The organism is Dietzia kunjamensis (assembly GCF_045689975.1).
Lineage (GTDB): Bacteria > Actinomycetota > Actinomycetes > Mycobacteriales > Mycobacteriaceae > Dietzia > Dietzia kunjamensis.
In genome coordinates, this window is the sequence record NZ_CP143297.1 from 3197464 (window position 1) to 3222090 (window position 24627).

At 70.0% G+C, this 24627-nt stretch carries 27 protein-coding genes; 15 read left to right on the top strand and 12 right to left on the bottom strand.

The window, feature by feature from the left end; all coding sequences use genetic code 11:
* Positions 1-5 precede the first annotated feature (5 nt).
* The 3 genes from VZF99_RS14995 to VZF99_RS15005 form a co-directional block, all read right to left on the bottom strand.
* Positions 6-893 (bottom strand): AraC family transcriptional regulator, encoded by an 888-nt coding sequence (locus VZF99_RS14995; protein ID WP_244200820.1) that lies wholly within the window; start codon positions 891-893, stop codon positions 6-8.
* Positions 894-962: 69 nt separating this feature from the next.
* Positions 963-1865, bottom strand: a complete 903-nt coding sequence (locus VZF99_RS15000) for a sigma-70 family RNA polymerase sigma factor (RefSeq protein WP_407335224.1) — start codon at positions 1863-1865, stop codon at positions 963-965.
* On the bottom strand, positions 1862-2362 hold the full coding sequence (locus VZF99_RS15005) for a carboxymuconolactone decarboxylase family protein (RefSeq protein ID WP_241742133.1): 501 nt from the start codon (positions 2360-2362) through the stop codon (positions 1862-1864). The genes VZF99_RS15000 and VZF99_RS15005 overlap by 4 nt, the downstream gene beginning before the upstream one ends.
* A gap of 148 nt (positions 2363-2510) precedes the next feature.
* On the opposite strand from VZF99_RS15005, the gene VZF99_RS15010 reads away from it, so the two are divergent.
* Complete coding sequence (locus VZF99_RS15010) at positions 2511-3158, top strand: DUF1707 domain-containing protein (RefSeq protein ID WP_407335225.1); 648 nt, start codon at positions 2511-2513, stop codon at positions 3156-3158.
* A gap of 1 nt (position 3159) precedes the next feature.
* On the opposite strand, the gene VZF99_RS15015 is transcribed toward VZF99_RS15010, so the two are convergent.
* Both VZF99_RS15015 and VZF99_RS15020 read right to left on the bottom strand, forming a co-directional pair.
* Positions 3160-3627, bottom strand: a complete 468-nt coding sequence (locus VZF99_RS15015; protein WP_407335226.1) for a hypothetical protein — start codon at positions 3625-3627, stop codon at positions 3160-3162.
* A gap of 86 nt (positions 3628-3713) precedes the next feature.
* Positions 3714-5096 (bottom strand): MFS transporter, encoded by a 1383-nt coding sequence (locus VZF99_RS15020; RefSeq protein ID WP_407335227.1) that lies wholly within the window; start codon positions 5094-5096, stop codon positions 3714-3716.
* A 125-nt stretch (positions 5097-5221) separates the two neighbouring features.
* On the opposite strand from VZF99_RS15020, the gene VZF99_RS15025 reads away from it, so the two are divergent.
* Positions 5222-7108: an amidohydrolase family protein gene (locus VZF99_RS15025; protein WP_407336145.1), complete on the top strand. Its 1887-nt coding sequence runs from the start codon at positions 5222-5224 to the stop codon at positions 7106-7108.
* A gap of 62 nt (positions 7109-7170) precedes the next feature.
* Here the strand turns inward: VZF99_RS15025 and VZF99_RS15030 are convergent, their stop codons facing one another.
* Complete coding sequence (locus VZF99_RS15030) at positions 7171-8529, bottom strand: rhodanese-like domain-containing protein (protein ID WP_407335228.1); 1359 nt, start codon at positions 8527-8529, stop codon at positions 7171-7173.
* 149 nt (positions 8530-8678) lie between these two features.
* On the opposite strand from VZF99_RS15030, the gene VZF99_RS15035 reads away from it, so the two are divergent.
* Positions 8679-9089, top strand: a complete 411-nt coding sequence (locus VZF99_RS15035) for a PPOX class F420-dependent oxidoreductase (protein WP_269503570.1) — start codon at positions 8679-8681, stop codon at positions 9087-9089.
* 105 nt (positions 9090-9194) lie between these two features.
* Positions 9195-9767, top strand: a complete 573-nt coding sequence (locus tag VZF99_RS15040; protein WP_096906562.1) for a peroxidase-related enzyme — start codon at positions 9195-9197, stop codon at positions 9765-9767.
* Here VZF99_RS15040 and VZF99_RS15045 read toward each other — a convergent pair whose 3' ends face one another.
* On the bottom strand, positions 9768-10490 hold the full coding sequence (locus VZF99_RS15045; RefSeq protein WP_407335229.1) for a superoxide dismutase family protein: 723 nt from the start codon (positions 10488-10490) through the stop codon (positions 9768-9770). It lies immediately after the preceding gene.
* Between the two features lie 444 nt (positions 10491-10934).
* Here VZF99_RS15045 and VZF99_RS15050 point away from each other — a divergent pair, with 444 nt between their 5' ends.
* From VZF99_RS15050 to VZF99_RS15090, 9 genes are all read left to right on the top strand, one after another.
* Entirely contained in the window at positions 10935-11165 is a 231-nt protein-coding gene (locus tag VZF99_RS15050; protein ID WP_407335230.1) for a Flp family type IVb pilin, read from the top strand.
* A gap of 191 nt (positions 11166-11356) precedes the next feature.
* Entirely contained in the window at positions 11357-11713 is a 357-nt protein-coding gene (locus VZF99_RS15055) for a TadE/TadG family type IV pilus assembly protein (protein WP_407335231.1), read from the top strand.
* A gap of 23 nt (positions 11714-11736) precedes the next feature.
* Entirely contained in the window at positions 11737-12645 is a 909-nt protein-coding gene (locus VZF99_RS15060; RefSeq protein WP_407335232.1) for a pilus assembly protein TadG-related protein, read from the top strand.
* 10 nt (positions 12646-12655) lie between these two features.
* Positions 12656-13375: a Flp pilus assembly protein CpaB gene (gene cpaB / locus VZF99_RS15065; protein ID WP_407335233.1), complete on the top strand. Its 720-nt coding sequence runs from the start codon at positions 12656-12658 to the stop codon at positions 13373-13375.
* The gene (locus VZF99_RS15070) at positions 13375-14607 is read left to right on the top strand and encodes a CpaE family protein (RefSeq protein WP_407335234.1); all 1233 of its coding nucleotides are present in this window, start codon (positions 13375-13377) and stop codon (positions 14605-14607) included. The genes cpaB and VZF99_RS15070 overlap by 1 nt, the downstream gene beginning before the upstream one ends.
* Positions 14604-16109, top strand: coding sequence for a CpaF family protein (locus tag VZF99_RS15075; protein WP_407335235.1), 1506 nt, complete (start codon positions 14604-14606; stop codon positions 16107-16109). Before VZF99_RS15070 ends, VZF99_RS15075 begins: the two co-directional genes overlap by 4 nt.
* Positions 16106-17050 (top strand): type II secretion system F family protein, encoded by a 945-nt coding sequence (locus VZF99_RS15080; RefSeq protein ID WP_407335236.1) that lies wholly within the window; start codon positions 16106-16108, stop codon positions 17048-17050. The genes VZF99_RS15075 and VZF99_RS15080 overlap by 4 nt, the downstream gene beginning before the upstream one ends.
* A gap of 68 nt (positions 17051-17118) precedes the next feature.
* Complete coding sequence (locus VZF99_RS15085; protein ID WP_407335237.1) at positions 17119-18024, top strand: type II secretion system F family protein; 906 nt, start codon at positions 17119-17121, stop codon at positions 18022-18024.
* Between the two features lies 1 nt (position 18025).
* Positions 18026-18679 carry a prepilin peptidase gene (locus VZF99_RS15090; protein WP_407335238.1) on the top strand — a complete coding sequence of 218 codons (654 nt, stop codon included), beginning with the start codon at positions 18026-18028 and terminating at the stop codon, positions 18677-18679.
* A gap of 30 nt (positions 18680-18709) precedes the next feature.
* Here VZF99_RS15090 and VZF99_RS15095 read toward each other — a convergent pair whose 3' ends face one another.
* The 4 genes from VZF99_RS15095 to VZF99_RS15110 form a co-directional block, all read right to left on the bottom strand.
* Entirely contained in the window at positions 18710-19651 is a 942-nt protein-coding gene (locus VZF99_RS15095) for a TspO/MBR family protein (protein WP_407335239.1), read from the bottom strand.
* A 158-nt stretch (positions 19652-19809) separates the two neighbouring features.
* Complete coding sequence (locus VZF99_RS15100) at positions 19810-22242, bottom strand: heavy metal translocating P-type ATPase (protein WP_407335240.1); 2433 nt, start codon at positions 22240-22242, stop codon at positions 19810-19812.
* A 7-nt stretch (positions 22243-22249) separates the two neighbouring features.
* Positions 22250-22465, bottom strand: coding sequence for a heavy-metal-associated domain-containing protein (locus VZF99_RS15105; RefSeq protein WP_007633030.1), 216 nt, complete (start codon positions 22463-22465; stop codon positions 22250-22252).
* Positions 22466-22533: 68 nt separating this feature from the next.
* Positions 22534-22824: a metal-sensitive transcriptional regulator gene (locus VZF99_RS15110; RefSeq protein ID WP_067718792.1), complete on the bottom strand. Its 291-nt coding sequence runs from the start codon at positions 22822-22824 to the stop codon at positions 22534-22536.
* Between the two features lie 152 nt (positions 22825-22976).
* On the opposite strand from VZF99_RS15110, the gene VZF99_RS15115 reads away from it, so the two are divergent.
* Together VZF99_RS15115 and VZF99_RS15120 are read left to right on the top strand one after the other, a co-directional pair.
* On the top strand, positions 22977-23405 hold the full coding sequence (locus tag VZF99_RS15115) for a ChaB family protein (RefSeq protein ID WP_120285466.1): 429 nt from the start codon (positions 22977-22979) through the stop codon (positions 23403-23405).
* A gap of 249 nt (positions 23406-23654) precedes the next feature.
* Positions 23655-23975 (top strand): hypothetical protein, encoded by a 321-nt coding sequence (locus tag VZF99_RS15120; RefSeq protein ID WP_407335241.1) that lies wholly within the window; start codon positions 23655-23657, stop codon positions 23973-23975.
* Positions 23976-23987: 12 nt separating this feature from the next.
* Here the strand turns inward: VZF99_RS15120 and VZF99_RS15125 are convergent, their stop codons facing one another.
* Positions 23988-24542 carry a hypothetical protein gene (locus VZF99_RS15125; RefSeq protein ID WP_407335242.1) on the bottom strand — a complete coding sequence of 185 codons (555 nt, stop codon included), beginning with the start codon at positions 24540-24542 and terminating at the stop codon, positions 23988-23990.
* Positions 24543-24627: the final 85 nt, after the last annotated feature.

Below are 24627 nucleotides of genomic sequence, written 5' to 3' on the forward strand. Positions count from 1 at the left end.
CCTCTTCACCGCCCGTCCCGTTCGACGGGCAGCCAGAGGTCGCAGGTCGCCGTGGTCAAGTCCGCGGAGTGGTCAAGGATCGCCAGGATCGACGGGCCGGGCCGCAGCCGCCACGGGTTGGAGGGGAACCAGTCGGTGGCGGTCGCCGCCCACATCTCCTGCAGCGCCGACGGGTGCGCACCCGACGACCGGAAGACCGCCCAGGTGCCGGCCGGCTGGTCCAGTACATCGAGGTCGTCCGGGACCGCGGAGTCGGCGTCCACCGCGACCCCGTGCAGGTACGTCAGTTCGCTACCCTCCGAGTAGTCCGGGTCGACGTCGGCACTGACCTGCAGGATCCCTGCCGGGTCGGTCTCGGACAGGGCCTTGAGGCGCTCGTGTTCGGCCGCGGGGATCGAGGCGACGTGGTCCCGGATGTGCGGGTTCGCCCCCTCGTGGATCAGTGGAACACGAGCAGCGTGGCCGATCAGACGGAATGCGGAGCGTTCGAGGATGCGGGCGTCCATGGGACGGCTCCCTTCGACGGTCAGGCGGAACCTGAGTACGGGCTGGCTGCGTAGAGGGCCACCGCCGCGACGGGCGTCGCCGTGACTCACTCCGTGCACGGCGCGGAAGGCCCGGCCGAACGCCTCGGTCGAGCCGTAGCCGTAGCGCACGGCGATCGTGAGCAGGTCCTCGTCACCGACCACGTCCGCGGCCGCGACGGTCATGCGACGACGACGAACGTAGTCCGACACCGGCATCCCCGCCAGGGACGAGAACATGCGTCGCAGGTGATAGTCCGTCGTACCGCCCGACGCGGCGACGGCGCCGACGTCGATCTCCCCGGACAGGTTGCACTCGATCTGGTCCACGAGCCGGTTGAGGATCTCGATCACGGTACCTCCCTCCACGAGACACCACTGTCCTCGACGGTCACGCGCAGCCGCCCGACTTTCCGGGACCGTGGTTGTCGGGTCGGATCATCCGGCCGACGCGAACCCCGCGGGTAGTGCGAGCCGGGTGAGCTTGTCCGGGTTGCTGTGGAAGTAGAGGCGTGAGATCCGGCCGTCGACCACGCCGACCTGCGCCACCCGCAGGACACCGCGGGCGAGGATCGCCAGCGCGAATTCGCCGTTGACCTCGACGGGCGCGATCATCCCGCCCGAGAGCTCCGTGGCCTTGATGAGGAAGTAGGCGCACTTGCGGGCCCCCACGATGTCCCGCCGGGCGGCGTTGACCTTGCCACCGCCGTCCGAGATCACGCGGGCATCCGCGGTGAGGGCGGCGATCGTCTGCGGGAGATCGCCGGCCAGGACGGCCTCCACCAGTGTCGAGATCACCGCGTCCGAGGCGGGTTCGGGTGGGCGGAGGTCGGATTTTAGGCGGTGCCGGGCCCGGCTCACCCACTGGCGGACGGTGGCCACGGCCGCGCCCAGGGTGTCGGCGATCTCGGCGTAGGGTAGGTCGTACGCCTCACGAAGGACGAACGCCGCGCGCTCATCCGGGCCCAGCTGTTCGTAGGCCAGCAGCACGGCGATCCGCAGATCGTCGCGACGCTCGGCCCGGTCTGCGGGCAGCAGGGCGGTGTCGACGGGCTCGGGCAGCCACTCGCCCACGTAGTCCTCACGCTTGCGCCTGCGCAGCCGGTCCAGACACAGCCGGGTCGCGACGGTGGTCAGCCACGCGTCGACGTTCCGGGGCGCGGACGACGGATCGAGCGCCACCCACCGCGCCAGCGCCTCGTCGGCGGCGTCCTCGGCGTCGGCCCAGGTCCCGGTGATGCGGTAGCCCACCCCGAGCAGTCGGCCCCGCACCCGCTCCAGCGCGGCACGGTCCGGCAGCGCGGTGCCGGCCACGGGGGTCGAGGGCGGGGCCACGGTCATGGCCGGGTCGCCGGTTCCAGGTCGCTCGGGACGAGACCGCGCAGCGTCGCCGGGTCCTTGCGGGTGGCGATCGCTATCCGGTTCCATGCGTTGATCGTGACGATCTCCATGACCAGCTGTCCAGCCCCACCTTCGCCCCGGTGGCGGACCACCTCGTCCCACACCTCGTCGGGCACGGAGTCCTCACCGTCGATGCGGGTGACGGCGTCCGCGAATGCCAGGACCGCCCGCTCGGCCGGGGACAGTTCGTCGGCGTGGGCGAGCCAGTTCTCGGAGACCGCGATCCGGGTGCCGCTCCACCCGTCCTTGCGGGCATCGCGTCGGTGCATGGCCAGGCAATAGCGGCAGCCGTTCACCGCGGAGACGCGGAGCCGGATGAGGTGGCTGTCCTCCCGGGAGACCCGCGCCCGCGAGTAGGCCTCGAGTGCCAACATGGGTGCCATCGCTCCCGCGCCGACCTGTTTGCGCTGTTCGGTGCTGCGTCGTGGTGTGCTCATGTTTCTTCGACGCACGAGCGCCACGAAGTGTGACACCGAGTCGCCACGCCGGACCCGCGCCCCAGCCCGGAGCGCCACCGGCACCCCGCCGGGCGCATCGGCGCGTTCCCTATGGCGTAGCGGGCCGGGCGGTTCTAGCGTTGAGCCCATGACCGACCCGGACGACCTGCTGCTCTCCGACTCCGAGCGGCTGCACGCCCTCATGGCGCTCGGCGACCACTACGCGTCCGGCCGACTCGATGACGCCGAGTTCCACGCCCGGTCCGGAGACGTGGCCGCGTCCCGCACACTCGGCCAGCTGCGTGGCTCGTTCGGCGACCTTCCCGGCGGGACGCCGCTGACCTTGGTCGACGGCATGATCGTGCAGTCGGCCACCGCCACCGGTGGCGAGCTGGAGGTCTCGTCGTCGTCGTCGTCCTCGTCGACTTCGTCCGCCCTGTCGCCGGGGTCCCCCACCGGCGCGGGGACGCCTGCGGCCCGCGGCACCGACGCCGACCTGGAGGACCTGCGCAGGCGCGGGAAACTGGTAGAGTCGCTCGACGGCGTGGTGATCGGGCTGACGCTCATCACGTTCCTCGTCCTGCAGATCATCGTGGACTGGCAGTACGCGTGGATGGTGTGGCCCTCGCTGGTTCTCACGCTGGGCCTCCCCCGGCTCGTGCTGCGCTACACGGATTCCGACGAGAAGACGTACGAGAAGCTCAAGAAGGCCGACGAGAAGGCGCGCGAGGAGCGGCTGCGGGCGGCGACCGAGCGGATCCGTGAGCTGGGCGACGGTCGGGAGAACCGCGACTGAGCTACCCGGTCGCGTCCGGGGGGCCACCATCACCCGGGCGGGTGCCACTGCCCCCACCGCTGGCGCCGCTGTTCCGCCCGCCGATGCGGCCGTCCTCGTCACGCCTGGTCAGGGCGGTGGACACCACGGGGAACAGCCCGATCCCCAGGCCGACGGCCACGATCGTCGCGCCGATCCCCAGAGAGGCCAGCACGGGGACCCGGCGCTGGGCGAGCGCGGCATCACACGCCTCCTGCGCCTCCGTGCTCGGCTGGGGGCGCTCTCCCCGGAGGAGGTCCTTCCAGCTCAGCGAGGTGAGGGCGTTGTCTTTGTCGCGGGCCTCGGTGTAGTCGGGGCTGAAGTAGGTGCCGCAGCCCACCCGCTGCACGAAGCCCCCCGTGGACACGCCGATGCTGCCCAGCAGGATCCCGCCGAGCACCACGAGCAGGCCGTGGACGGCGACGAGTGCGCCGATCACGCGAGTGGTCACCGCGCCATCGTCACATCCGCGGGGCGGCACCGCATCCGGGCCGGACGCCCGCGGTCAGGCGTTCTCACGGTCACTCGTCGTCACGGTCAGGTGTCCTCGAGCGCGACCCCCCTGCGCTCCGGCAGGGTGAAGGCGGCCAGGGCGGCGACGACGAATGCCGCGGCGAACACACCGAAAACCATGGCCGTGTCGCCCAGATCGAGCAGGAGCGGGACGAGCAGTGGAGCGATGATGGAGGCGATCCGCCCGAACGCCGCCGCGGCGCCGGTGCCGGACCCGCGGGTCGAGGTGGGGTAGAGCTCCGGGCCGATCGCGTACAGGGCGCCCCACGCGCCGAGGTTGAAGAACGACAGCGCCATGCCGGCGGCGATGATCGTGGCCGGGGAGTCCGCCAGGCCGAACAGCCCGGCCGCCACCGCCGAACCGGTGAGGAACACCGCGAGCGTGACCCGCCGACCCCAGATCTCGATGAGCCACGCCGCCACCGCGTACCCCGGCAGCTGGGCGAGGGTGATGATGAGCGTGTAGCCGAACGACTTCACCAGATCGAAGCCCTGAGAGACGAGCAGGCTGGGTAGCCAGATGAAGGCGCCGTAGTAGGAGAAGTTAATCCCGAACCACACGATCCACAGAGCGGCGGTGCGCTTACGCAGGCGCGCGGACCAGATGGACTCGGCGGACTCGGCGGGCTCGGCGGGCGATGCGAGCGCCGCGCCGGCGGAGACGGACGCGGCCCCGTCGGCGCCAGCATGAGCGGGCGCCGACGCGGACGGCCCGGACGGCGCGGCCGGCGGCTCGACCCCCGCGGACGCCTCGTAGTCGCGGACGATGCGCTCGGCCTCGTCGACCCGGCCCTTCGATTCGAGGTACCGCACCGATTCGGGCAGCCCGAACCGGACGACCAGCGCGTACGCGGCGGGGACGACCCCGATGGCCAGGGCCCACCGCCACCCGTCGTCGCCGACCGGCACCACGAAGTAGCCGATGAGGGCGGCCATGATCCAGCCGACGGCCCAGAACCCCTCGAGAATCACCACCACCCGGCCGCGGATCCGGCGGGGCGCGAACTCGCTGACCAGGGTGGATGCCACCGGCAGCTCGGCGCCCAGGCCCAGGCCGACGATAAAGCGCAGCACGATGAGCATGGCGATGCCGGTCGACAACGCCGCCGCGCCGGTGGCGAGGCCGTAGATCAGCAGGGTGGCGGCGAAGACCTGGCGGCGACCGATTTTGTCGGCGAGCAGCCCGCCGAGCGCGGCGCCGATCGCCATCCCCACGAACCCGATGGACCCGATCCAGGACAGCTCGGTGGGCGAGAGCGACCAGTGGACGGCCAGCGCGGCCATGACGAAGGAGATGAGGCCGACGTCCATGGCGTCGAGTGCCCAGCCCACGCCCGAGCCGAGCAGCAGCTTGCGGTGCTTGCGGGTGAACGGCAGGCCGTCCAGGCGCTCCGTGCGGGTCGTCATGCCGGCCACGCTACTCGGCGACCCCGACACAGCCCGGCGCCAACCCGGGCTGGACGTGGACGAATGTCCGAGTAACCTGTGGGTAGCTGTGTTCCACATCACAACAAGAGGAGCTCCTCGTGAGCATCACCGAGAACGCCGACCGCGCCGATCGCGCTGAAAACGCCGAGAACGCCAGCCCGGGCGGGGCGGACTTCGACGTCGTCATCCGCGGGGGCACGGTCTTCGACGGCACCGGCGCCCCGGGCGTCCGCGCGGACGTCGGGATCCGGGCCGGTGTCGTGGCGGCGATCAGCCCGGCGCCGCTGCCCGTCTCGCCGGGCACGCAGGTCGTGGACGCCGAGGGGCGGTGGGTGACGCCCGGGTTCGTGGACACCCACACCCACTACGACGTCGAGCTGCTCGTCTCCCCGGGCCTGGGCGAATCCGTTCGGCACGGGGTGACCACGGTCCTGGTGGGCAACTGCTCCATCTCGGGCGTGTACTCGGGCGCCGTCGACGTGGCCGACCTGTTCAGCCGCGTCGAGGCCCTGCCCCGCGACTCGGTACTGGCGGCGCTCGAGCAGAAGAAGACCTGGTCGGGCCCGGCGGACTGGCGGCGCACGGTCGAGAACCTGCCGCTGGGGCCCAACGTCGCGTCGTTCCTCGGCCACTCCGACGTCCGCGCCTCGGTGATGGGGTTGGGCCGGGCGACCGACCCCACGCAGTCCCCCAGCCGCGACGAGTTGCGGACGATCGACCGCCGCATCAACGCTGCTCTCGACGAGGGTTTCCTGGGCGTGTCCACCATGACCAATCCCTGGGACAAGATGGACGGTGACCGCTATCGCTCGCGGACCCTGCCCTCCACGCACGCCTCGTGGGGCGAGTTCCGGCGGATCAGCCGGCTCCTGCGCCGCCGTGACCGGGTCCTGCAGGGCGTGCCCAACCTCAACACCAAGGTCGACGTGGCCTTCTACGCCGCCACCAGCACCGGGCTGTTCCGCAAGCCCCTGCGTGTCTCGCTGCTGGCCGCCGCCGACACGCTGGCCGAGCCGTGGGTCAACCGCATCTTCCGGCCCATCGCCTTTGCCGCCAACACTCTGGGTAAGGGCAAGTTCGTGTGGCAGCACCTGCCCACGACATTCAAGGTGTGGGCCGACGGGATCGACCTGGTGGTGTTCGAGGAGTTCGGCTCCGGCCGCGAGGCACTGCACCTCGTCGACGAGATGGCCCGCACCGACCTGCTCGAGCAGGAGAGCTACCGGCGCTGGTTCCGCCGCGACTTCGAGAAGCGCTTCAGCCCACGCGTGTGGCACCGGGACTTCGACGACGCGCTCATCGTGGCCTGCCCCGACGAGTCACTGGTCGGCCAGACCGTCGGCGACGTCGCGCGCGCCCGGAAGCTCCACCCGGCGGACGCCTACCTCGACCTGGTGGTGGAGAACGGCACCGACTTCCGGTGGACCACCACCATCGCCAACGCGCGGGAGAAGGTCGCCAACCGGCTGGCGCGGACCCCGGGCGTGACGATCGGTTTCTCCGATGCCGGCGCGCACCTGCGGAACATGGCTTTCTACAACTTTGGGATCCGTCTGCTCGAGCGCGTGCACCAGGCGCAACTCAAGGGCACGCCGTTCCTCACCACCGAGGAGGCCGTGTACAAGCTCACCGGTGAGCTGGCGGACTTCTACCGCCTCGACGCCGGGCGCCTGCAGGTGGGCGCGCGCGCCGATGTGGTGGTCGTCGACCCGTCCGGGCTCGACGGCGAGTCCCTCGAGTACCACGAGGAGGCCATGGACGAGTTCGGCGGGATCCGCCGGATGGTCAACCGCAACGACCGGGCGGTTGCGGCGACCATCATCGGCGGCCACGTGGTGTGGTCCGACGGGGAGTTCGTCGACGGATACGGCTCCGAGTTCGCGGCGGGCCGGTTCCTCCCCTCGGGCGAGGCCGTGGGGCCCCGGCCCGCAGAGTCGCGGACCGCCTCGCGGCCGGTCGAGTCGCCCCGACCGGCCGCCGGACTGCGGTAGCCGCGATCAGCTCACTCGGTGGGCATCCCGGCGTCCTCCCAGGCGGAGTAGCTGCCCTCGAGCTAGGTGACGTCGTAACCGACGCTGCGCAGTGAGCTGGCCACGACAGAGCTGCGGGTGCCGGACTGGCAGTAGGTGACGATCTTTCCCGAGTCGGGCAGTTCGTCGCGCTCCCACATCACCTGGCCGCCGTGCAGCTGGGTGGCGCCGGGGACGTGTCCGTCCTCGTACTCGGAGGTGGCCCGGACGTCGAGCACCATGGCGTGCTCGTGGGACTCCAGGTCCTTCGGGTCCACGGTCTCCGGGCGGAACGTGGGCAGTCCGTCGGTGGAGGTGACGTACCCGCGCGTGGTGTCGACGCCCACGCGGATGACGTGGCGCCGCAGCTCGTCGGCCTCATCGGCGTCCTCGGCGAGGAAGACCAGGCCGCGGGCGTCGGACTCCGGATCGATCGCCCAGCCGGCGTAGGTGCCCGCCTGGCCGGCGGGGAGGTTGATGGCGCGTTCGACGGTGCCGTCGTGGACGTCGTCAGCGGGGCGGGGGTCGACGACGACGAGGTCACCGGATTCGATGCCGGAGGCCACCTCCTCCGCCGGCAGCTCGTGCAGCTCCGGCAACGGATTGCCGAGCACGGAGGGGCCGTCCCGGTTCTCGCGCTTCATCCGCCCGAAGTACGCCGGCGCGTCGGGCTGGCCGTCGAGGAGTTCGGAGATGAAGCCCTCCTCGTCGTCGTTCTCCACGTACTTGGGCCACCACGCGAACTTCCGCTCGTAACCCACCGAGCTGGACGGCAAGGCCCCCAGGGACTTGCCGCAGGCCGAGCCCGCGCCGTGGGCCGGGAACACCTGGACGTGGTCGGGCAGGGTGAGGAAGCGCTCGCGCAGGCTGGCGAACAGCTGCTTGGCGCTGTCGACGCGGGTGTCCTCGTCGTTCGACGCGTTGCCGCCGGTGGTCTCGTCGAGCAGGTCCGGTCGGCCGAGGTCACCACAGAACACGAAGTCGCCGGTGAGCGCGTACCCGGGCTCGTCGGCGAACGCGCCGTCGGTGACGAGGAACATGAGGTGCTCGGGCGTGTGGCCGGGGGTGTGCACGGCCTTGAGCTGGACGTTGCCGAGCTCGATGGTGTCGCCGTCGCGGAGCCGCTCGCCCTCGAAGCCATAGCGCCAGTCGTCGCCGCCCTCGTCGGAGAGGTAGACGGTGGCGCCGGTCGCGGCGGCCAGCTCGCGGGCGCCGGACACGTAGTCGGCGTGGATGTGGGTCTCGGTGACCTTGACGATGCTCATGCCGTGCTGGTCGGCCATGTCGAAATAGGCCCGCAGGTCGCGGCTGGGGTCCACGACGATCGCCTCGCTGCTGCTCTGGCAGCCGATGAAGTAGCTGGCGTGGGCCAGGTCGTAGTCATAGATGCGTTCGAAAAGCATTGTGCTGTGTCCTTTTTCCTTGGGGGAACAGGTACATCAGCCACCGTAAAACCCTGCGGGGTATCTGGCTACCGTTCGGTTCGTGCGCCGTCGCGGTCGGGCAGCGCACACTGGGGGCGAACCGCAACGCCGATGGAAGGATCCCCGCCGTGACCGATTCCCACCTGGACGACGACACCCGCGCCGTCCTGCTCGCACCCAACCCGGCCGTCATGGCGACGCTGCGCAAGGACGGCTCCCCGGTCACCGTGCCGACCTGGTACCGGCTGGTCGAGGGCGACCGGATCCACCTCAACCTCGACGCCGACCGCGTACGGCTGCAGCACCTCCGACGCGACCCGCGGGTGGCACTGTCCGTCATCGCGTCCGAGGACTGGTACACCCACGCGAGCATCCAGGGGCGGGTCGTGGAGATCGCCGACGACCCGGACCTGTCCGGCATCGACGCCCTGAGCACGCACTACACCGGCGAGCCGTACCCGGTGCGCGACCGCGCCCGCGTGGACGCGTGGGTGGAGATCGACCACGTCCACGTGTGGGGGCAGCTCCGCGAGTCCTGAGCGCAGGTGGGGAGCGCGGGGGAGGGCCCGCTGAACGCGTCCGGCGATCCCGCGTGCGTCCTACGGTGAGGCGACCCCTCGCCCGTCTACGCCCCGGAGACCTCCATGTCGGACCGCTATCCCCTCGCCGAGCTCAACGACCTGCCCGATGACCTGCGCGAGCGGATCCTCGCCGAGCAGGAGAAGGCCGGGTTCGTGCCCGAGGTGTTCCTGATGTTCGGGCGCCGCCCCGCCGAGTCGCGGGCGTTCTTCGCCTATCACGATGCGCTGATGGAGCGCGAGGGCAACCTGTCCAAGGCGGACAAGGAGATGATCGTGGTGACCATCTCCGGGCAGAACAGCTGCCTGTTCTGCGTGGTGGCGCACGGGGCGATCCTGCGGATCGTCAAGAAGGCGCCGATGCTCGCCGACCAGCTGGCGGTGAACTACCGCAAGGCCGACCTCACGCCGCGCGAGCGGGCGATCTGCGACTTCGCGACCAAGGTCAACCTGCACTCCGACGAGCTGGGCGACGCCGACTTCGCCGCCCTGCACGAGCACGGCCTCGACGACGAGGACGCGTGGGACATCGCCGCGATCACCGGGCTGTTCGGGCTGAGCAACCGGCTGGCCAACGCCACCGACATGCGCCCGAACCCGGAGTTCTACCTCATGGGCCGGGTGCCGCGGCAGAAGTAGTCAGTTCTGCTCGGTGACGACCCCGCAGGCCGCGCGGCTCCCGCCGTCGCCGGCATTGCGCGTCTCCTCGTCGGCCCCCTCGGGCGCGTAGCGCTCGGGGATGTTGGCGAGGTTGTCGGAGTTCTCGTGGACCATCACGGCCGAACCGTCCTCGTCCAGGAGCAGGTCGCGGTCCAGGCGGTCGGAGAGCGTGACGATCCGGGCCGTGCCGTCCTCGGTCACGTAGAGGGTCGGCAGGTCCCCGGCGTGCTCGGGGTGGCCGGTGTCGCCGCCGGGACCGGCCAGGTGGCCGCCGGCGGAGAGGAACGCGCCCCGCTCGCCCGGCTGGGTGGGGTTCTCACTGTCGGGCTCGCACAGGCCCGCGCCGTGGATGTGCAGGCCGTGGAAGCCGGGCTCCAGGTCGGTCGCGTTGACCGTGACGAGCGTGCCGCCATCGGACTCGACGAACTCGGCCGTCCCCCGCGGTTCGCCCTCGGGGTTCACCAGTTCGGCGGTCGCGAACGCCTGGCCGCCGGCGTTCTGGCCGGACGTCTCTGTGGTGGTCTCGGAGGTGCTGGTCTCGGACGTGTTCCCCGCGCCGTCCTGGGGCGTGACGTCACCCCCTGCGGCTGGAGAGTCCTCTCCGGTGCCGCATGAGGCCAGCAGGAGCGCGGTTGCGGACAGGGCCACGAAGGTCGAACCCCTCCGGGCGCGGCGGGCGGTGGACACGGTGCGTGCGGTCATCACAAACCTCCTCGGACGGCGTCGTGAGGGTGACGGTACCGAGGCAGACCCGACGCGCAACCGCGTCTGCGGCCTGCATTTTCGCTGACAGATCACTCACCGGCGGCCCCTACCACAAAGTAAGAAGTCACTTTAACTTCTTACTCAGGTGCCGTTCACCTCGCAGGCGCACTAACGGACCGACGTCCTGATGCCGTGCTCGCGCGGGCAGGCCAGCGCCTCCGAGACCCGTTGCGCTGGTCACTATCTCGCAGGGCGCAGGCCCGCGAGCACGGCAAATGCGCGCGTCCTATGAAGTTCATCACGAAAACATATCTGAACGCTTGCACAACCTGAGAAGCGGGTGCATACTCTTCTCAGTCCCCGCACAGATTCCTCTGGCCCTCGCGGGGCGTCCCTCCCCCTCGAGCCACCGGCTCATTCCCTCGCAAGAAAGGGTTCATCATGAACCAGGTCTATGCCCTCATGGCCACCTTCCAGGCGTTCCTCGACGACCGCTTCGAGAACCGCAAGGACCGCGGCGCCACTGCCGTCGAGTACGGCCTGATGGTCGGCCTCATTGCTGTAGTTATCATCGCCGCTGTCCTCGCCTTGGGCGGGGAACTCAATGGCATGTTTGAGACCGTGGTCAACACGCTGCCCGGTGGCACTGATATCGGCGGCGACGAGGTGTAGTTCCACCAATATCGTCCGGCGTGGCGTTCGAACGAACGCCGCGCCGGACGCCGTCGGGCCCTCCCGTTTAGAAGCAGGACCAAGACTCCGAAGCTTTCCCGACGTCTCAGGCTCCCTCCCCAGCTCCCGTACCCTTCTCCCCCTCAGGCGCCGCAATGCTCACGCCCTCACGTGACCGCGGAGCAGCAGCAGTGGAATTCGCGCTCGTACTGCCGATACTTTTGCTCCTCGTCCTCGGAATTATCGAGTTTGGTCGCGCCTATCACGTGCAGACCACCCTCTCTAATGCTGCACGCGATGGTGTCCGGGTCATGGCACTGCAGGACAGTGCCACCGCCGCGATCGCGGCTGTACAGACTTCGGCCAGTCCCCTCGACCTCGCCAACGCCGACATCACCGTCACCCCAACCGCCGGCTGCTCGTCGGCGCTGACCGGCGCCGGGCTCGCCTCGGTCACGATCGAGTACCCGTTCTCTCTGGTCTCGGGATTCCTTCCCATCGACGACTTCACCCTCACTGGGAAGGGGACCATGCGATGCTTCGGTTAGACGAAGATCGTGGAGCGATCGCGGTGTTCATCGCGATCCTCCTCGTTCCTCTCCTCGGCTTCGCCGCCATTTCCCTCGACATAGCGGCGACCCATGCCGAAAGACAACAGCTTCAGACCGGCGCGGACGCAGCTGCGCTCGCAATCGCCCAGGACTGCGCCCGCAAGAACTGCGGTGCGCCGGCCGAGACTGCGCAATCGCTGGCGACGCTCAACAGCAACTCAGCGGCCGCAGTGGCGGACGTCGACCCGATTCCCACCGAGGCATCCGGGCGAGTCACCGTTCGCACCTCGGCAGTTCGACAGCACTGGTTCGCTCCGGTGCTGGGTGTGGATTCGACCGAGCTCGCAACTTCTGCCACAGCGGGCTGGGGTTCCCCGACTGGCGGAACCTCAGCATTGCCGATGATTTTCTCCCTCTGCGACTTCAACAAGCACTCGGTGGACGGTCGCCCCTCGGGACGGGAGCAAGTGATCGTGACCACTCCGGCGGGGACGTGCACAGACTCTGTGGACGGCTCCCCCACGTACCTTCCGGGAGGCTTCGGCTGGTTGGAGACCGACGTCAAGAAGAGCTGTAACGCCACCACGCGGATCGGCACTCCCGCCGAGAGCGAACCGGGCAATACGGCGAAGCACTGCGATCTCTCGACGATCCGCGACCGAACGATCCTCGTGCCGATCTTCGACGACGCCGACCCGGATGAGAAGGGCGGCCAGGGAAGAGGCGCCTGGTACATGGTGTACGGCTACGCGGCGTTCACGGTGACCGGATACCACTTCTCCGGCCAGAGCTGGAACCCACCTTGCCGCGGCAATGAGCGGTGCATCAGCGGTTACTTCACCACCGTGCTCCAAGAAGACCCCGACTTCGACTACGGACCGGGTGGCCCCGATCTGGGCGCCGCCGCCGTCGTCCTACTACCCGACTAGTGAGAGCCCAATGAACCGACGTCTCGTCTCCGCCATCGCGGCCGGCGTACTCGCGATACTCGGCGCAGTGCTGCTCGTCAGCTACGTCAACAACGCAGACAGCCGCGCGATGGAGAACATGGACCCCATCGAGGTGCTCGTTGTGTCCGCACCCATCGCCCAGGGGACGCCCGCCGAAGAGGTCGCTGCATCGGTGACCACCGAGCGACTGCCCAAGGCAGCGGTCGGGCCCGATCCCATCCGGACGCTCGCCGAAGTGGCCGGCCGAGTCGCCGCGACCGATCTGCAGCCCGGCGAGCAGGTCCTCGCGGCCCGGTTCGTCACCCGGCAGTCGTTGGAGCGGTTCGGAGGCATCCCGGTCCCGGAGGGCTACCACCAGGTGACCATCCCGCTCGACGCACCGCGAGTCGTCGGCGGCACCGTGACTCCCGGGGACACTGTGGGCGTGTTCGTCACCCTCGACGACGGATCGACTCACCTCGTCCTACGAAAGATTCTCGTCACCCGCGTCCAGGGCGGGCTCGGAGCGACCCAGCCGAACGAAGGCATCGAGAACCCCGACGCGGCACCCGTCCCAGAGGGTGGTGCCATGATAACGATGGCGCTCACCACTGACCAGGCCCAAACGGTCGCATTTTCAGTCGAGCACGGGAGCATCTGGCTGTCACTCGAGGATTCCACCGTTCCGCAGGACGGCACCGGCCGGGTCGATGCAAGGGACTTCTACTGATGAGCCGCATACTGATCGCCACCGATTCCGCCGACCTTCGCGGGAGGGTCGCCACCGCCACCGGCGAACCGATCTCGGTAATCGCCGGGAGCCCCGTACCGACCGGTCCGTCGCAGCTGTTCCAGCAGCTCGGGCCGGGCGTCGCCATCCCCCAGGTCGTCGTGATCGACACCGCCGCCGGCCGCAACGAGGCTCTGCAGCTCTCGTCGCGCCTCGCCACCGAGTGCCCCGGCATGGCCGTGGTGCTGGTGAGCGAACACCCCGACACTTTCGCCCTGGCCGCACTCCGGGCCGGCGCGTGCGACGTGGTGCACCCCGAAGCCGAGGTCGGCGAACTCGCCGCGGTGCTCGGCCGGGCCGCCCAGGTCGCCGCCTCGACCGCACCTCAGGGGCCGGGCGACCCCGCAATGAACGGCACCGCCAGCACGCGGGGCCGCGTCATCAGCGTCGTCTCGCCCAAGGGTGGAGTCGGCAAGACGACCGTCGCCACCAACCTCGCAGTGGGCCTCGCCCGGACAGCCCCACTCTCCACAGTGATTGTTGACCTCGACGTGCAGTTCGGCGACGTAGCCAGCGCCCTCAACCTGGACCCCGAACACACCCTCCTCGACGTGGTCCGCGGCCCGGCCGTCCAGGACTCCATGGTCCTCAAGACCTTCCTCACTCAGCACCAGACCGGCCTCTACGCCGTGTGCGGGCCGACCTCGCCCGCCGACGCCGACGACATCACCGCCGCCGACGTGGCCCAACTCCTGCAGACCCTGGCCTCGGAATTCCGGTACGTCGTGGTGGACACCGCCCCCGGACTCGACGACCACGCCCTCGCCGCGATCGACCAAGCCGACGAACTGGTCACGCTGACCAGCCTCGACGTGCCCGGGGTTCGCGGTCTTCGTAAGGAACTGAACATCCTGCGCGACCTGGGACTGAACCTCGAGAAGCGACACGTCGTGGTGAACTTCGCCGACCCCCGCAGCGGGCTCACCAAGGCCGACGTCGAGGCCACCATCGGCACCGGCGTCGACCTGGTCTTCCCCCGAAGCAAGGCGGTCCCCGTGTCTGTCAACCAGGGAGTGCCCCTGCTGCAGAGCGACGGCCGCGACGCGATGGCCAAGCAACTGCGCAAGCTGGTCGACCGGTTCACCCCGGCACCCATGCGCCCCACCGCGACCGCCGTACTGACCGCCGAGGGTGGTCGACACCGACTCCGCAGGAAGCGAGTGAAGGCATGAGCCTGTCCGAACGCCTCCGCGCGGCCCGCGTCGCCCCGGGAGCCGCCGGCACCGACGCGCCCGCGTCCGACGCCGCATCGCCGATCCCCGCCGCGCCGCCCTCAATGCCGACCGTGGTCGCCCCGACGGGGACGACGACGAAGTCGGCCACTGCGACCAGCACTCCGTCCACGAAGACCGCGGGGAGCACACCCGCCGACGATCCCGCCGCCGACCCGTTGGTCGCCCTCAAGGAGCGCGCGGCCAACGCCCTGTTCGAGCGCATCGGTGCTCGCCTGAACAACCCGTCGCTCACCGAGGAGCAGCTCCACGCGATGGTGCGGAGCGAGCTCAACAAGGTCGTCGAGGACGAGACCGTCCCACTCACCAGCGACCAGCGCGTGCGCCTCATCACCGACGTGCAGGCCGACGTGCTGGGTCACGGCCCGCTGGAGAAGCTCCTCGACGACCCGGAGATCACCGAGATCATGGTCAACGGCCCCGACATGATCTTCGTCGAGCGGGCAGGCCAGCTCACCCGCCATCCGTCCAGGTTCGCCTCGGAGGAACACCTTCGGCAGGTCATCGAGCGGATCGTCTCCCGCATCGGCCGCCGCGTGGACGAGTCGTCCCCGCTGGTCGACGCCCGACTCGCCGACGGCTCGCGCGTCAACGCCGTCATCCCGCCGCTGGCCGTCAACGGCTCCTCGCTGACCATCCGGAAGTTCTCAAAAGATCCGTTCAAGGTGCACGACCTCATCCGGTTCGGCACTCTCACCCCCGAAATGTCCGAACTGCTGCAGGCCTGCGTGGAGGCACGGCTCAACATCATCGTCTCCGGCGGTACCGGCTCCGGCAAGACCACCCTGCTCAACGTCCTGTCCTCCTACATCCCCGAGGGCGAGCGGATCGTCACCATCGAGGACGCCGTGGAGCTGCAGCTCCAGCAGGATCACGTGGTCCGTCTCGAGTCGCGCCCGGCCAACATCGAAGGTCGCGGCGAGATCACCATCCGAGAGCTGGTGCGCAACTCCCTGCGTATGCGGCCCGATCGTATCGTCGTGGGTGAGGTCCGCGGCGGAGAGACCCTCGACATGCTCCAGGCCATGAACACCGGCCACGACGGGTCACTCTCCACCGTCCACTCCAATTCGCCACGTGACGCCATCGCCCGACTGGAGACCCTCGTCCTCATGGCCGGCATGGACCTGCCCCTTCGCGCCATCCGCGAGCAGATCGCCTCAGCTGTCGACGTGATCATCCAGCTCACCCGGCTCCGAGACGGCACCCGCCGTGTCACGGCTGTCACGGAGGTCCAGGGCATGGAGGGGCAGACCGTCACCCTGCAGGACGCCTTCCTCTTCGACTACTCCGCTGGCCTCGGCCCCGACGGCAAGTTCCTCGGCAAGCCCCTCGCCACCGGCGTGCGCCCGCGGTTCACCGACCGGTTCAACGAACTCGGCATCACCTTGTCGCCGCGCGTATTCGGCGCGACCACCGAGAACCCTGGATCCATCCGATGAGCCAGACGTTGCTGTCCCCCGCGGGGTTCGCGATCGCGGCCCTCACACTCGCGCTGCTCACGGGCGGCTACCTCATCCTCTCCCCCGCGCCGGGGCGGATTCCCCGGGAACGCCGACGGCCCGGCATGGCGGAAGGCCCCGGACCGATCAGCCGCGCGGCCACTGCCGCCACCGAGGCGATCGACTCGCTCCTGCGCCGCCGCGGAACCACCGGAGCCGGCCAGCTCGAACGCGCCGGAGTCCGCATGGGGCTCCAGGACTACGTCTTCCTCGTCGTCGTCGCCTCGATCGTCGCGTTCGCCCTCGGCCTCATCCTCGTCGGGCCGCTGATGGGCGCGTTCCTGGCACTTCTCGCTCCCGCGGGTGCCTACGCCCTGCTCCAGATCCTCGCCGCTCGCCGTCGCGCCAAGTTCGCCGACCAACTCGACGACTCCCTCCAGCTCATGTCCAGCAGCCTGCGCGCTGGACACTCCATGCTGCAGGCGCTGGCCTCGGTCGCGCGCGAGGCGGAAGAGCCCACGTCTGAAGAGTTCGCGCGGATCATCAACGAGACCCGCGTCGGCCGCGACCTCGGCTCCGCCTTGGAGGAGACCGCCAACCGGATGGGCAGCCAGGACTTCGTGTGGGTCACCCAGGCCATCGCGATTAACCGCGAAGTCGGCGGCAACCTGGCCGAGGTCCTCGATGCCGTGGGCCACACCATCCGCGAGCGCAACCAGATCCGCCGGCAGGTCGCGGCGCTGGCCGCCGAGGGCAAACTGTCCGCCTACGTCCTCATGGCGCTGCCGTTCGGCATCGGCGGATTCCTCTTCGTCTCCAACCCGTCCTACATCGGCGTGCTCACCCAGAGTCCGCTCGGCTGGGGGATGATCGCGGCCGGAGTGGTGATGCTCACCATCGGCGGCATCTGGTTGAGCAAGGTCGTCCGCATCAAGTTCTGACAGGGTCGGCCCCTCCCTCGGGGCTGCCACACCGCCCCCTCCCCCTCGACCCGCGAAAGGAGCCCCGCGTGAGTTCACTGCCCGCCGCGGTGGCCGTGTTCGTCCTCACCGCATCCATGTTCATCCTGGCCTTCGCGGTATTCGCCGGCCGCGACACCGTCCGCGCTCGCACCGTCGCCAACCTCCGCCGCGGAATCGACGAGGGGTACGCCGCGCCCGTCGACCTCACCGGAGTCGACGACGACGACTCCCGCAGTCGCCTGTACGAGTTCGCCCGCCGACTGACGCCGACCGGCACCATCCGCAGGCTCGAGAGGTTGACCGTCCGCGCCGGCAGACCCAAGGGCTGGTCACTCCCGCGGCTGGTGGTGGCCAAGATCGTCCTGCCGCTCGTCGTGATCCTGCTGGGCCTCATGCTGTTGCGAGCCAACCCTGAGCCGCTCCTCCTGCTCCTTGTCCTGGGCACGGCGGCGGTCTGCTACTTCCTGCCCGAACTGCTCCTGAGCAGCCGCAGCCAGGAGCGCAACGACGAGATCCAGCTCGAACTGGCCGACACCCTCGACCAGATGACCATCGCGGTGGAAGCGGGCCTCGGTTTTGACGCCGCCATGGCACGCGCCGGCCGCAACGGCACCGGCCCGCTCGCCCAAGAACTCGTGCGAACACTGCAGGAGATCCAGGTGGGCCAGCTGCGGCGCAACGCCTACGAGTCGCTGGCGCTGCGGACGGACGTGCCCGACCTGCGGCGGTTCGTCCGCGCGATCATCCAGGCCGACGCCTACGGCATCTCCGTGGCCGACGTCCTGCGCACCCAGGCCGCCGAGATGCGGCTCAAGCGCCGCCAGCGCGCGGAGGAGAAGGCCCAGCAGGTGCCCGTCAAGGTGATCTTCCCGCTCCTGACGTGCATCCTGCCCGTACTGTTCATCGTGCTGCTCGGACCCACCGCGATCAACATGATGGAGGCGTTCTCCTGACATGCTCTTCGTGATCGCCGTGGCCTCGGCCGTCGTATCCGGTGGGGTTGCGGCGGTGCTCGGACGGTGGATGCGCTCCCTCGCCGAGTCCGATTCCCGGTGGTTGCGCAGTGGCCTGCATGTCGTGCTGGCGGCGGCCGGCGGCTTCGGAGCCGCGTACCTGGCCCTGGGCTGGGCCGACCTGGTGACGTTCGCCGCCCTGGCCGTGGGGGGCTCGCTGCTGATCGCGATCGACCTCGCGGTCTTCCGACTCCCCGACAAGATCGTCCTGCCCCTGTACCCCGTCGTGTTCGGCGGGCTGGCCGTCACGGCCGCGATGTTCGGCGTCTGGGGCTCGTTCGGCCGGGCCGCCGCCGCCGCGGCCGCACTGCTCGCGTTCTATTTCGTGTTGGCGCTCATCAACCCGTCCGGTCTAGGCCTGGGCGACGTCAAGCTCTCCGGCGTGCTCGGGGCGTTCCTCGGCTGGCTCGGCTGGCCCGCCGTGCTCGCCGGAACCCTGGCGGCGTTCGTCATCAACGCCATTGTCGCGCTCGTGCTGCTGGCGGCGGGTCGGGTGGGGGCCAAGAGCGGCATCGCATTCGGCCCGGCCATGGTGATCGGCGCAGTCGCGGGCGCCGCCTACTGGGCCGTGCGCTCCGCGGCGCTGGCGGGCTGACGCCCGGACCAAGCTAGGCCCGGCGGCCCGCTAAGCCGTGCGCCCGACCTCGGCAGCACGACGTGGCTGCCGCTTGCCGACCGTGAGTCTCCGGACGAGTGCGACCACGACCACCACGACCGACGCGATCGACGCCGTCCACACCAGCGCGGCCGATTCGTGCTCGCCCGAGGTGCGGCCGTACGCGACCCACGCCAGTCCCCAGGCCGTCGCCAGCGCCGGCGGGATGCGCCCGCCACTGATGAGCGCGGTCGCCACGCCGACAGCCGCGGCCACGACGATGCCGACGATCCCGAACGGCACCTCGGTCACCACCTCGACGCCGGCGCTCGCGAGCCACGCGTACGTGTTGGCGAAGAACGCCACCGACACCCAGCCCAGATACAGGCCGAACGTGCCGTCAGTGACCACGGTCTCGACCACCCCGCCGATGCGCGGCGCGCCGAGAATGAACATGATGCGGATGAGCACCGCCAGCAGCAGCACGATCACGATCACCGAGCCGAGGATCACCCCCAGTTGCACGGACCAGATCCACGCGGCGTTGAACAACACCGAGGCCAGCGCCCACGGCCGCAGCGCCGCTTGCCGGGTCGAGCGGCGGGCCACCGGGGTCAGCTGCCAGATCGCGTACGCGGCGAGTCCAAGGTAGATCACGCTCCAGATGCTGAACGCCGACCCGGCGGGAGCCACCGGGGTCGCGTCGGCGGACAGGACGCCGCCGGCAGCCTCGGCGATCGGGGTGCCGCCCAGCGCTCCGCTGCCGATGAACGCGGCCACGATCGCGGCGGCGGCCCCCAGCAGGGTGATGATGGGCAGCGCCCAGCCGGTGGGGGCGCCCAGCTCACCGGGTCCGCCGGCGTCGGCGGGCCCGCCCGGCACACCGGCGGGCCCGGGGCCTGTCGCTCGGCCACGGCTAGCGGGGTTACCGCTCGCCCGGCTGTCGCTCGCGGGGGTCGTGTGAGAGCTCATAACTCCAGCGAACCACGCGACACCCGACGGTGCAGCCGGTCGCCGACGCACCCCGGCCGCCCCCAGCCGCGAAATCGGCTACTCCGAATCGGGATCGGCGAGCCCAATTAGACTAGCGGATGCCGATTCGGAGTAGCGGATCTGGGGAAGGGTGGCGGTCAGACGGTCGCGCGGAACCTCCGCAGCCGCAGGCTGTTGGCCACCACGAACACCGAGGAGAACGCCATCGCGGCGCCCGCGATCATCGGGTTGAGCAGCCCCGCCGCGGCCAGCGGGAGCGCCGCGACGTTGTAGGCGAACGCCCAGAACAGGTTGCCCCGGATGGTGCCGAGCGTGCTCCGCGAGAGCCGGATCGCGTCGGCCGCCGAGCGTAGATCGCCGCGGACCAGCGTGAGGTCGGAGGCCTCGATCGCAGCGTCGGTACCGGTACCGATCGCGAGGCCCAGGTCGGCGGTGGCCAGGGCAGCCGCGTCATTGACACCGTCGCCGACCATCGCCACCACGCGCCCCTCTGCCTGCAGCCGACGGACCACATCGACCTTGTCGGCGGGCATGACTTCGGAGATCACCGTCTGGGGGCCGGGATCGATGCCGACCTCGGCGGCCACCGAGGCGGCCACCGCGGCGTTGTCCCCGGTGAGCAGGATCGGGGTGAGCCCGAGCTCGCGGAACTTCTCGATGGCCTCGGCGGAGGAGTCCTTGATCTGGTCGGCCACCACGAGGACCCCGCGGGCCTTCCCGCCCCAGCCCACCGCGACAGCGGTCTGACCAGCCCGGGCGGCCTCGGCCAGGGCCGTCTCGAGCTCCTGCGACAGCGGCATGTTCCGCTCAGCCAGTAGGGCGGGACGGCCCACGACGACCACCTCGTCGTCGTCGGCCCCGGAGGAACCATCGACAGCGGCTTCCGCGGCCGCGCGCCCGGGACCAGCGGCCACGCGCCCCGACACCCCCAGACCCTCATGGTTGGTGAAGTCCGCCACGCCCGGCAGGTCGCCGACCTCCTCGCGCGCACCGGCGGCGATGGCGCGGGCGATGGGGTGCTCGGAGGCGTCCTCCACGGCCCCGGCGCGGCGCAGCACCTCGGCGCGATCCTCACCGGCCGCGACAGTCGTAGAGACCAACGCGTGCTGACCGGTGGTGACGGTGCCGGTCTTGTCCAGGACGATCGTGTCGACCTTGCGGGTGGACTCCAGGACCTCGGGGCCCTTGATGAGGATGCCCAGCTGCGCGCCGCGGCCGGTGCCGACCATCAGCGCCATCGGCGTGGCCAGGCCGAGCGCACACGGGCAGGCGATGATGAGCACCGCGACGGCCGCGGTGAACGCCAGGGCGGCGCCGCCGCCGGTGAGCATCCAGAAGGCGAACGTCGCCACGGCCAGCACCAGCACGACGGGGACGAAGATCCCGGAGATGCGGTCGGCGAGGCGCTGCGCGGCGGCCTTGCCGGACTGGGCGTCCTCCACCATCTGCGCCATCTGGGCGAGCTGGGTGTCGGAACCGACGCGGGTGGCGCGCACGGTCAGGCGGCCGCTGGCGTTGACGGTGCCGCCCACCACGGCGTCGCCGGGACCGACCTCGGCGGGCACGGACTCGCCGGTGACCATCGAGGTGTCGACCGCGGAGGCACCGTCGACGATCTCGCCATCGGTGGCGATCTTCTCGCCGGGGCGGACGACGAAATCGTCACCGACCTGCAGATCCTCCACCGGGATGCGGGTCTCCACACGCCCGCCATCAACACCCCCGCGAAGCACGGCGACGTCCTTGGCGCCCAGCTCGAGCAGTGATCGCAATGCGGCGCCCGCCGTGCGCTTGGACCGCGCCTCGAAGTAGCGGCCCAGCAGGATGAACGTGGTCACCCCGGCCGCGGCCTCGAGGTAGATGTCGCCGGCGCCGTCACTGGGCGAGAGGCTGAACTCGAACCCGTGGGTCATCCCGGGCATGCCCGCGTGGCCGAAGAACAGGGCGTACAGCGACCAGAGGAACGCCGCGGACGTGCCCAGGGACACGAGCGTGTCCATGGTGAACGCACCGTGGCGCAGGTTGATCGCGGCGGCGCGGTGGAACGGCCACGCGCCCCACACGATGACCGGGGCGGCCAGCGTCAGCGACAGCCACTGCCAGTTGGTGAATTGCAGCGCTGGGACCATGGCCATCGCGATCACGGGGATCGACAGGACGGCGGAGATGATGACACGCTGGCGCAGCTCGTCGACCCGGTCGGGCGCGGCGGTGTCGTCGGTGGCGTTGCCGGCGTGGCCGGTCGACTGCCCGGCGTCGGCCGCGGCACCGGACGCGTCGCCCCCGCCGGGCGCGGACGTGCGGGGCTGAGTGTTCCGGGGCCGCGGCAATTGTGCGTGGTACCCGGCCTGCTCGACGGTGTCGAGCAGTAGCTGCGGCTGCAGGCCCTCGGGGATACGGACGCGGGCCTTCTCTGTGGCGTAGTTGACCTCGGCGGAGACGTCGTCGAGTTTGTTGAGTTTGCGCTCGATCCGGTTGGCGCACGACGCGCAGGTCATGCCCTCGATCTGCAATTCGACGAAGGTGGTCCCGGCGGAGGGCGCCGTGTCCCGGCTGTCGGTGGTGGTCATGGGGTGCTCACTCCTGCGCTGTGACTGTGTACCCGGCCTCGTCCACGGCGGCGCGGACCGCCGCGGGATCGACCGGGTCGGAGGAGACGACGACGAGGCGACCCGACTCCAGATCGACTTCGACCTCGGTGACTCCCGAGATCTCCGAGACCTCCTCCGTCACGGAGGCGACGCAGTGGCCGCAGGTCATGCCGGAGACGGTGTAGGTGGCAGTGGCGGACATGGTGTTCTCCTCGTTCGGGTGGTGGGTGTGCGGTGACTGTCGGGGCCCGCGATCGGTCGGCGCGGTGATCAGGACCTGACCAGGCGGGCGATGGCGGCGTTGGCCTCGGCGAGCTTGGCCTCGGCTTCCTCCGGGCTGCCGTTCTCGATGGCGCCGGCGACGCAGTGCCCGAGGTGCTCGGAGAGCAGGCTCAGCGAGACGGACTGCAGGGCCCGGGTCATGGCGGAGACCTGCGTGAGGATGTCGATGCAGTACTTGTCCTCCTCGACCATCCGTTGCAGCCCGCGGGCCTGACCCTCGATGCGGCGCAGCCGCTTGAGGTGGTCCTCCTTGTGCGGGGTGTATCCGTGCTCGGCCATGCCGCATACGGTACCCCCCTAGGGTAAGTGCCGCAAGGTCGGATCGCGTTTCCCGACGAGCGCTCCGACCCCCGGCACCGGTTTCCAATCCGGCCCCTGCTGTTTATGGTCGGGACAGCGCCACTTCCGATGTCGATCTGGAAGGAAATGTCATGCCGAAGACAGACAGCGACGGGAACGCGAAGGACAGCGAGCTGCCCTCGACGCTGCAGCGCAGCGACCAGAAGGCCAAGGACACCTTCGCCAAGGCCTACGACTCGGCGGAGGAGGAGTACAGCGACGAGTCCCGTGTCGCGCGGACCGCCTGGAGCGCCGTCAAGCACACGCACGAGAAGGTGGGCGACCACTGGGAGCCCAAGGACGGCAAGGGGCCCTCGGATTCACGCTCGGAGAGCGGCGGGCCGAACCCCTCCGGAGAGTCGAAGGGTGGGGTGGACGCCAACGCCAGCAAGGACCACCTCTACGAGCAGGCACAGCGGCTCGACATCGAGGGCCGCTCCGACATGACCAAGGACGAGCTCGTGGAGGCACTGCGCAAGGCCAACGACCGGAAGACGAAGGAGAGCCGCGACGAGTCGTGAGCCCGGCAGGACCTTCGGCACCTACCTCCTGCGCGCCTTCGACGTCAGTGACCCGGGCATATGGGTGCCGGTCCTCGCCGTTCTCGCCATCGCCTCCGCCGTAGCCGTGAACCTGGTGGGCAACCGACTGGTGGAACGCTCGGCCATGATCACCGCCGCGGTCAAGATCGGCGGGATCGCCGCGCTGGCCATCGCCGGGATCCTCGCCACCACCAGTCGCTCTACATCACCGCGGGCCTGGCGATCCTCATGGCCGCCTTCTTCGACCTGTCCAGGATTGCGGCCCTCGGCGCGATCCTCTACCTGACGATGGACATCGCCATCCACCTGGGCGTCATCCGGCGACTCCGGGACGAGGTCGACGCCACCGTGTGGATCCCGTGCGTCGCCATAGTGCTCGACCTGGCCGTACTGGTCCCCTTCGTCGCCCTCAAAGCGGGGTCGGATCCGCTGACCATCGCCCTGACCGCAGGTGTCGCCCTCGCGATCTTCGCCGCGCGGTGGGTCACCGTCCGGCGCCGCGGCGACGACGATCGCGAGGGGGACGAGCACGAACACGCCGGGGCGTGAACGGTGCGCCCATCAGTCGCGGTCGCGGTGCCTCGCCTCCGCACGGTCGGGCAGCAGGTACTCGGCCGACACGGCGGCCGCCGCGGAACCGACGATCACCAGTACGAATCCGACGATGGCGACGTACGGCCCATAGGCGACCGATGCCTCGGCGGACAGCCCCGACAGGATCGGGTCCGCCGTCCCCGTGGAGCCGTAGAGCACCCACATGAACGCGAGGTGGGCGATGAGGACCAGCGCCGCCGTCACGGCGTTGAGGATCGCGAAGATGCCGAGCCGCGCCACGAGCGTGACCACGGTGAGGAAGGACAGCGCCACCAGGCCGAGGAAGTTCACCGGGGTGATCTCCCTGAGCCCCAACACCTCGGGCAGCACGAGGCCGGAGAGCGACTGCCCGCCGCCGGACACCCACGGCAGGTACAAGCTGAGCAGGGCGATCGCCAGACCGACGAAGGCGACCGGGGCGCCGATGCGGCTCTGGATGATCGGGATCGCCTTCCTCCTCCTGGCCGGCGCGCCGTCCGTGGAGGCCACCGGCTCGGGAGCGTGGGTCGTGTGAGCAGCCATGATGATCACCCTTCCGTGTTGTCCCACATGCGGGATGTGAGGTACACCATAGACTAAGTTGATACGACACCTTTCGCCACCCCTG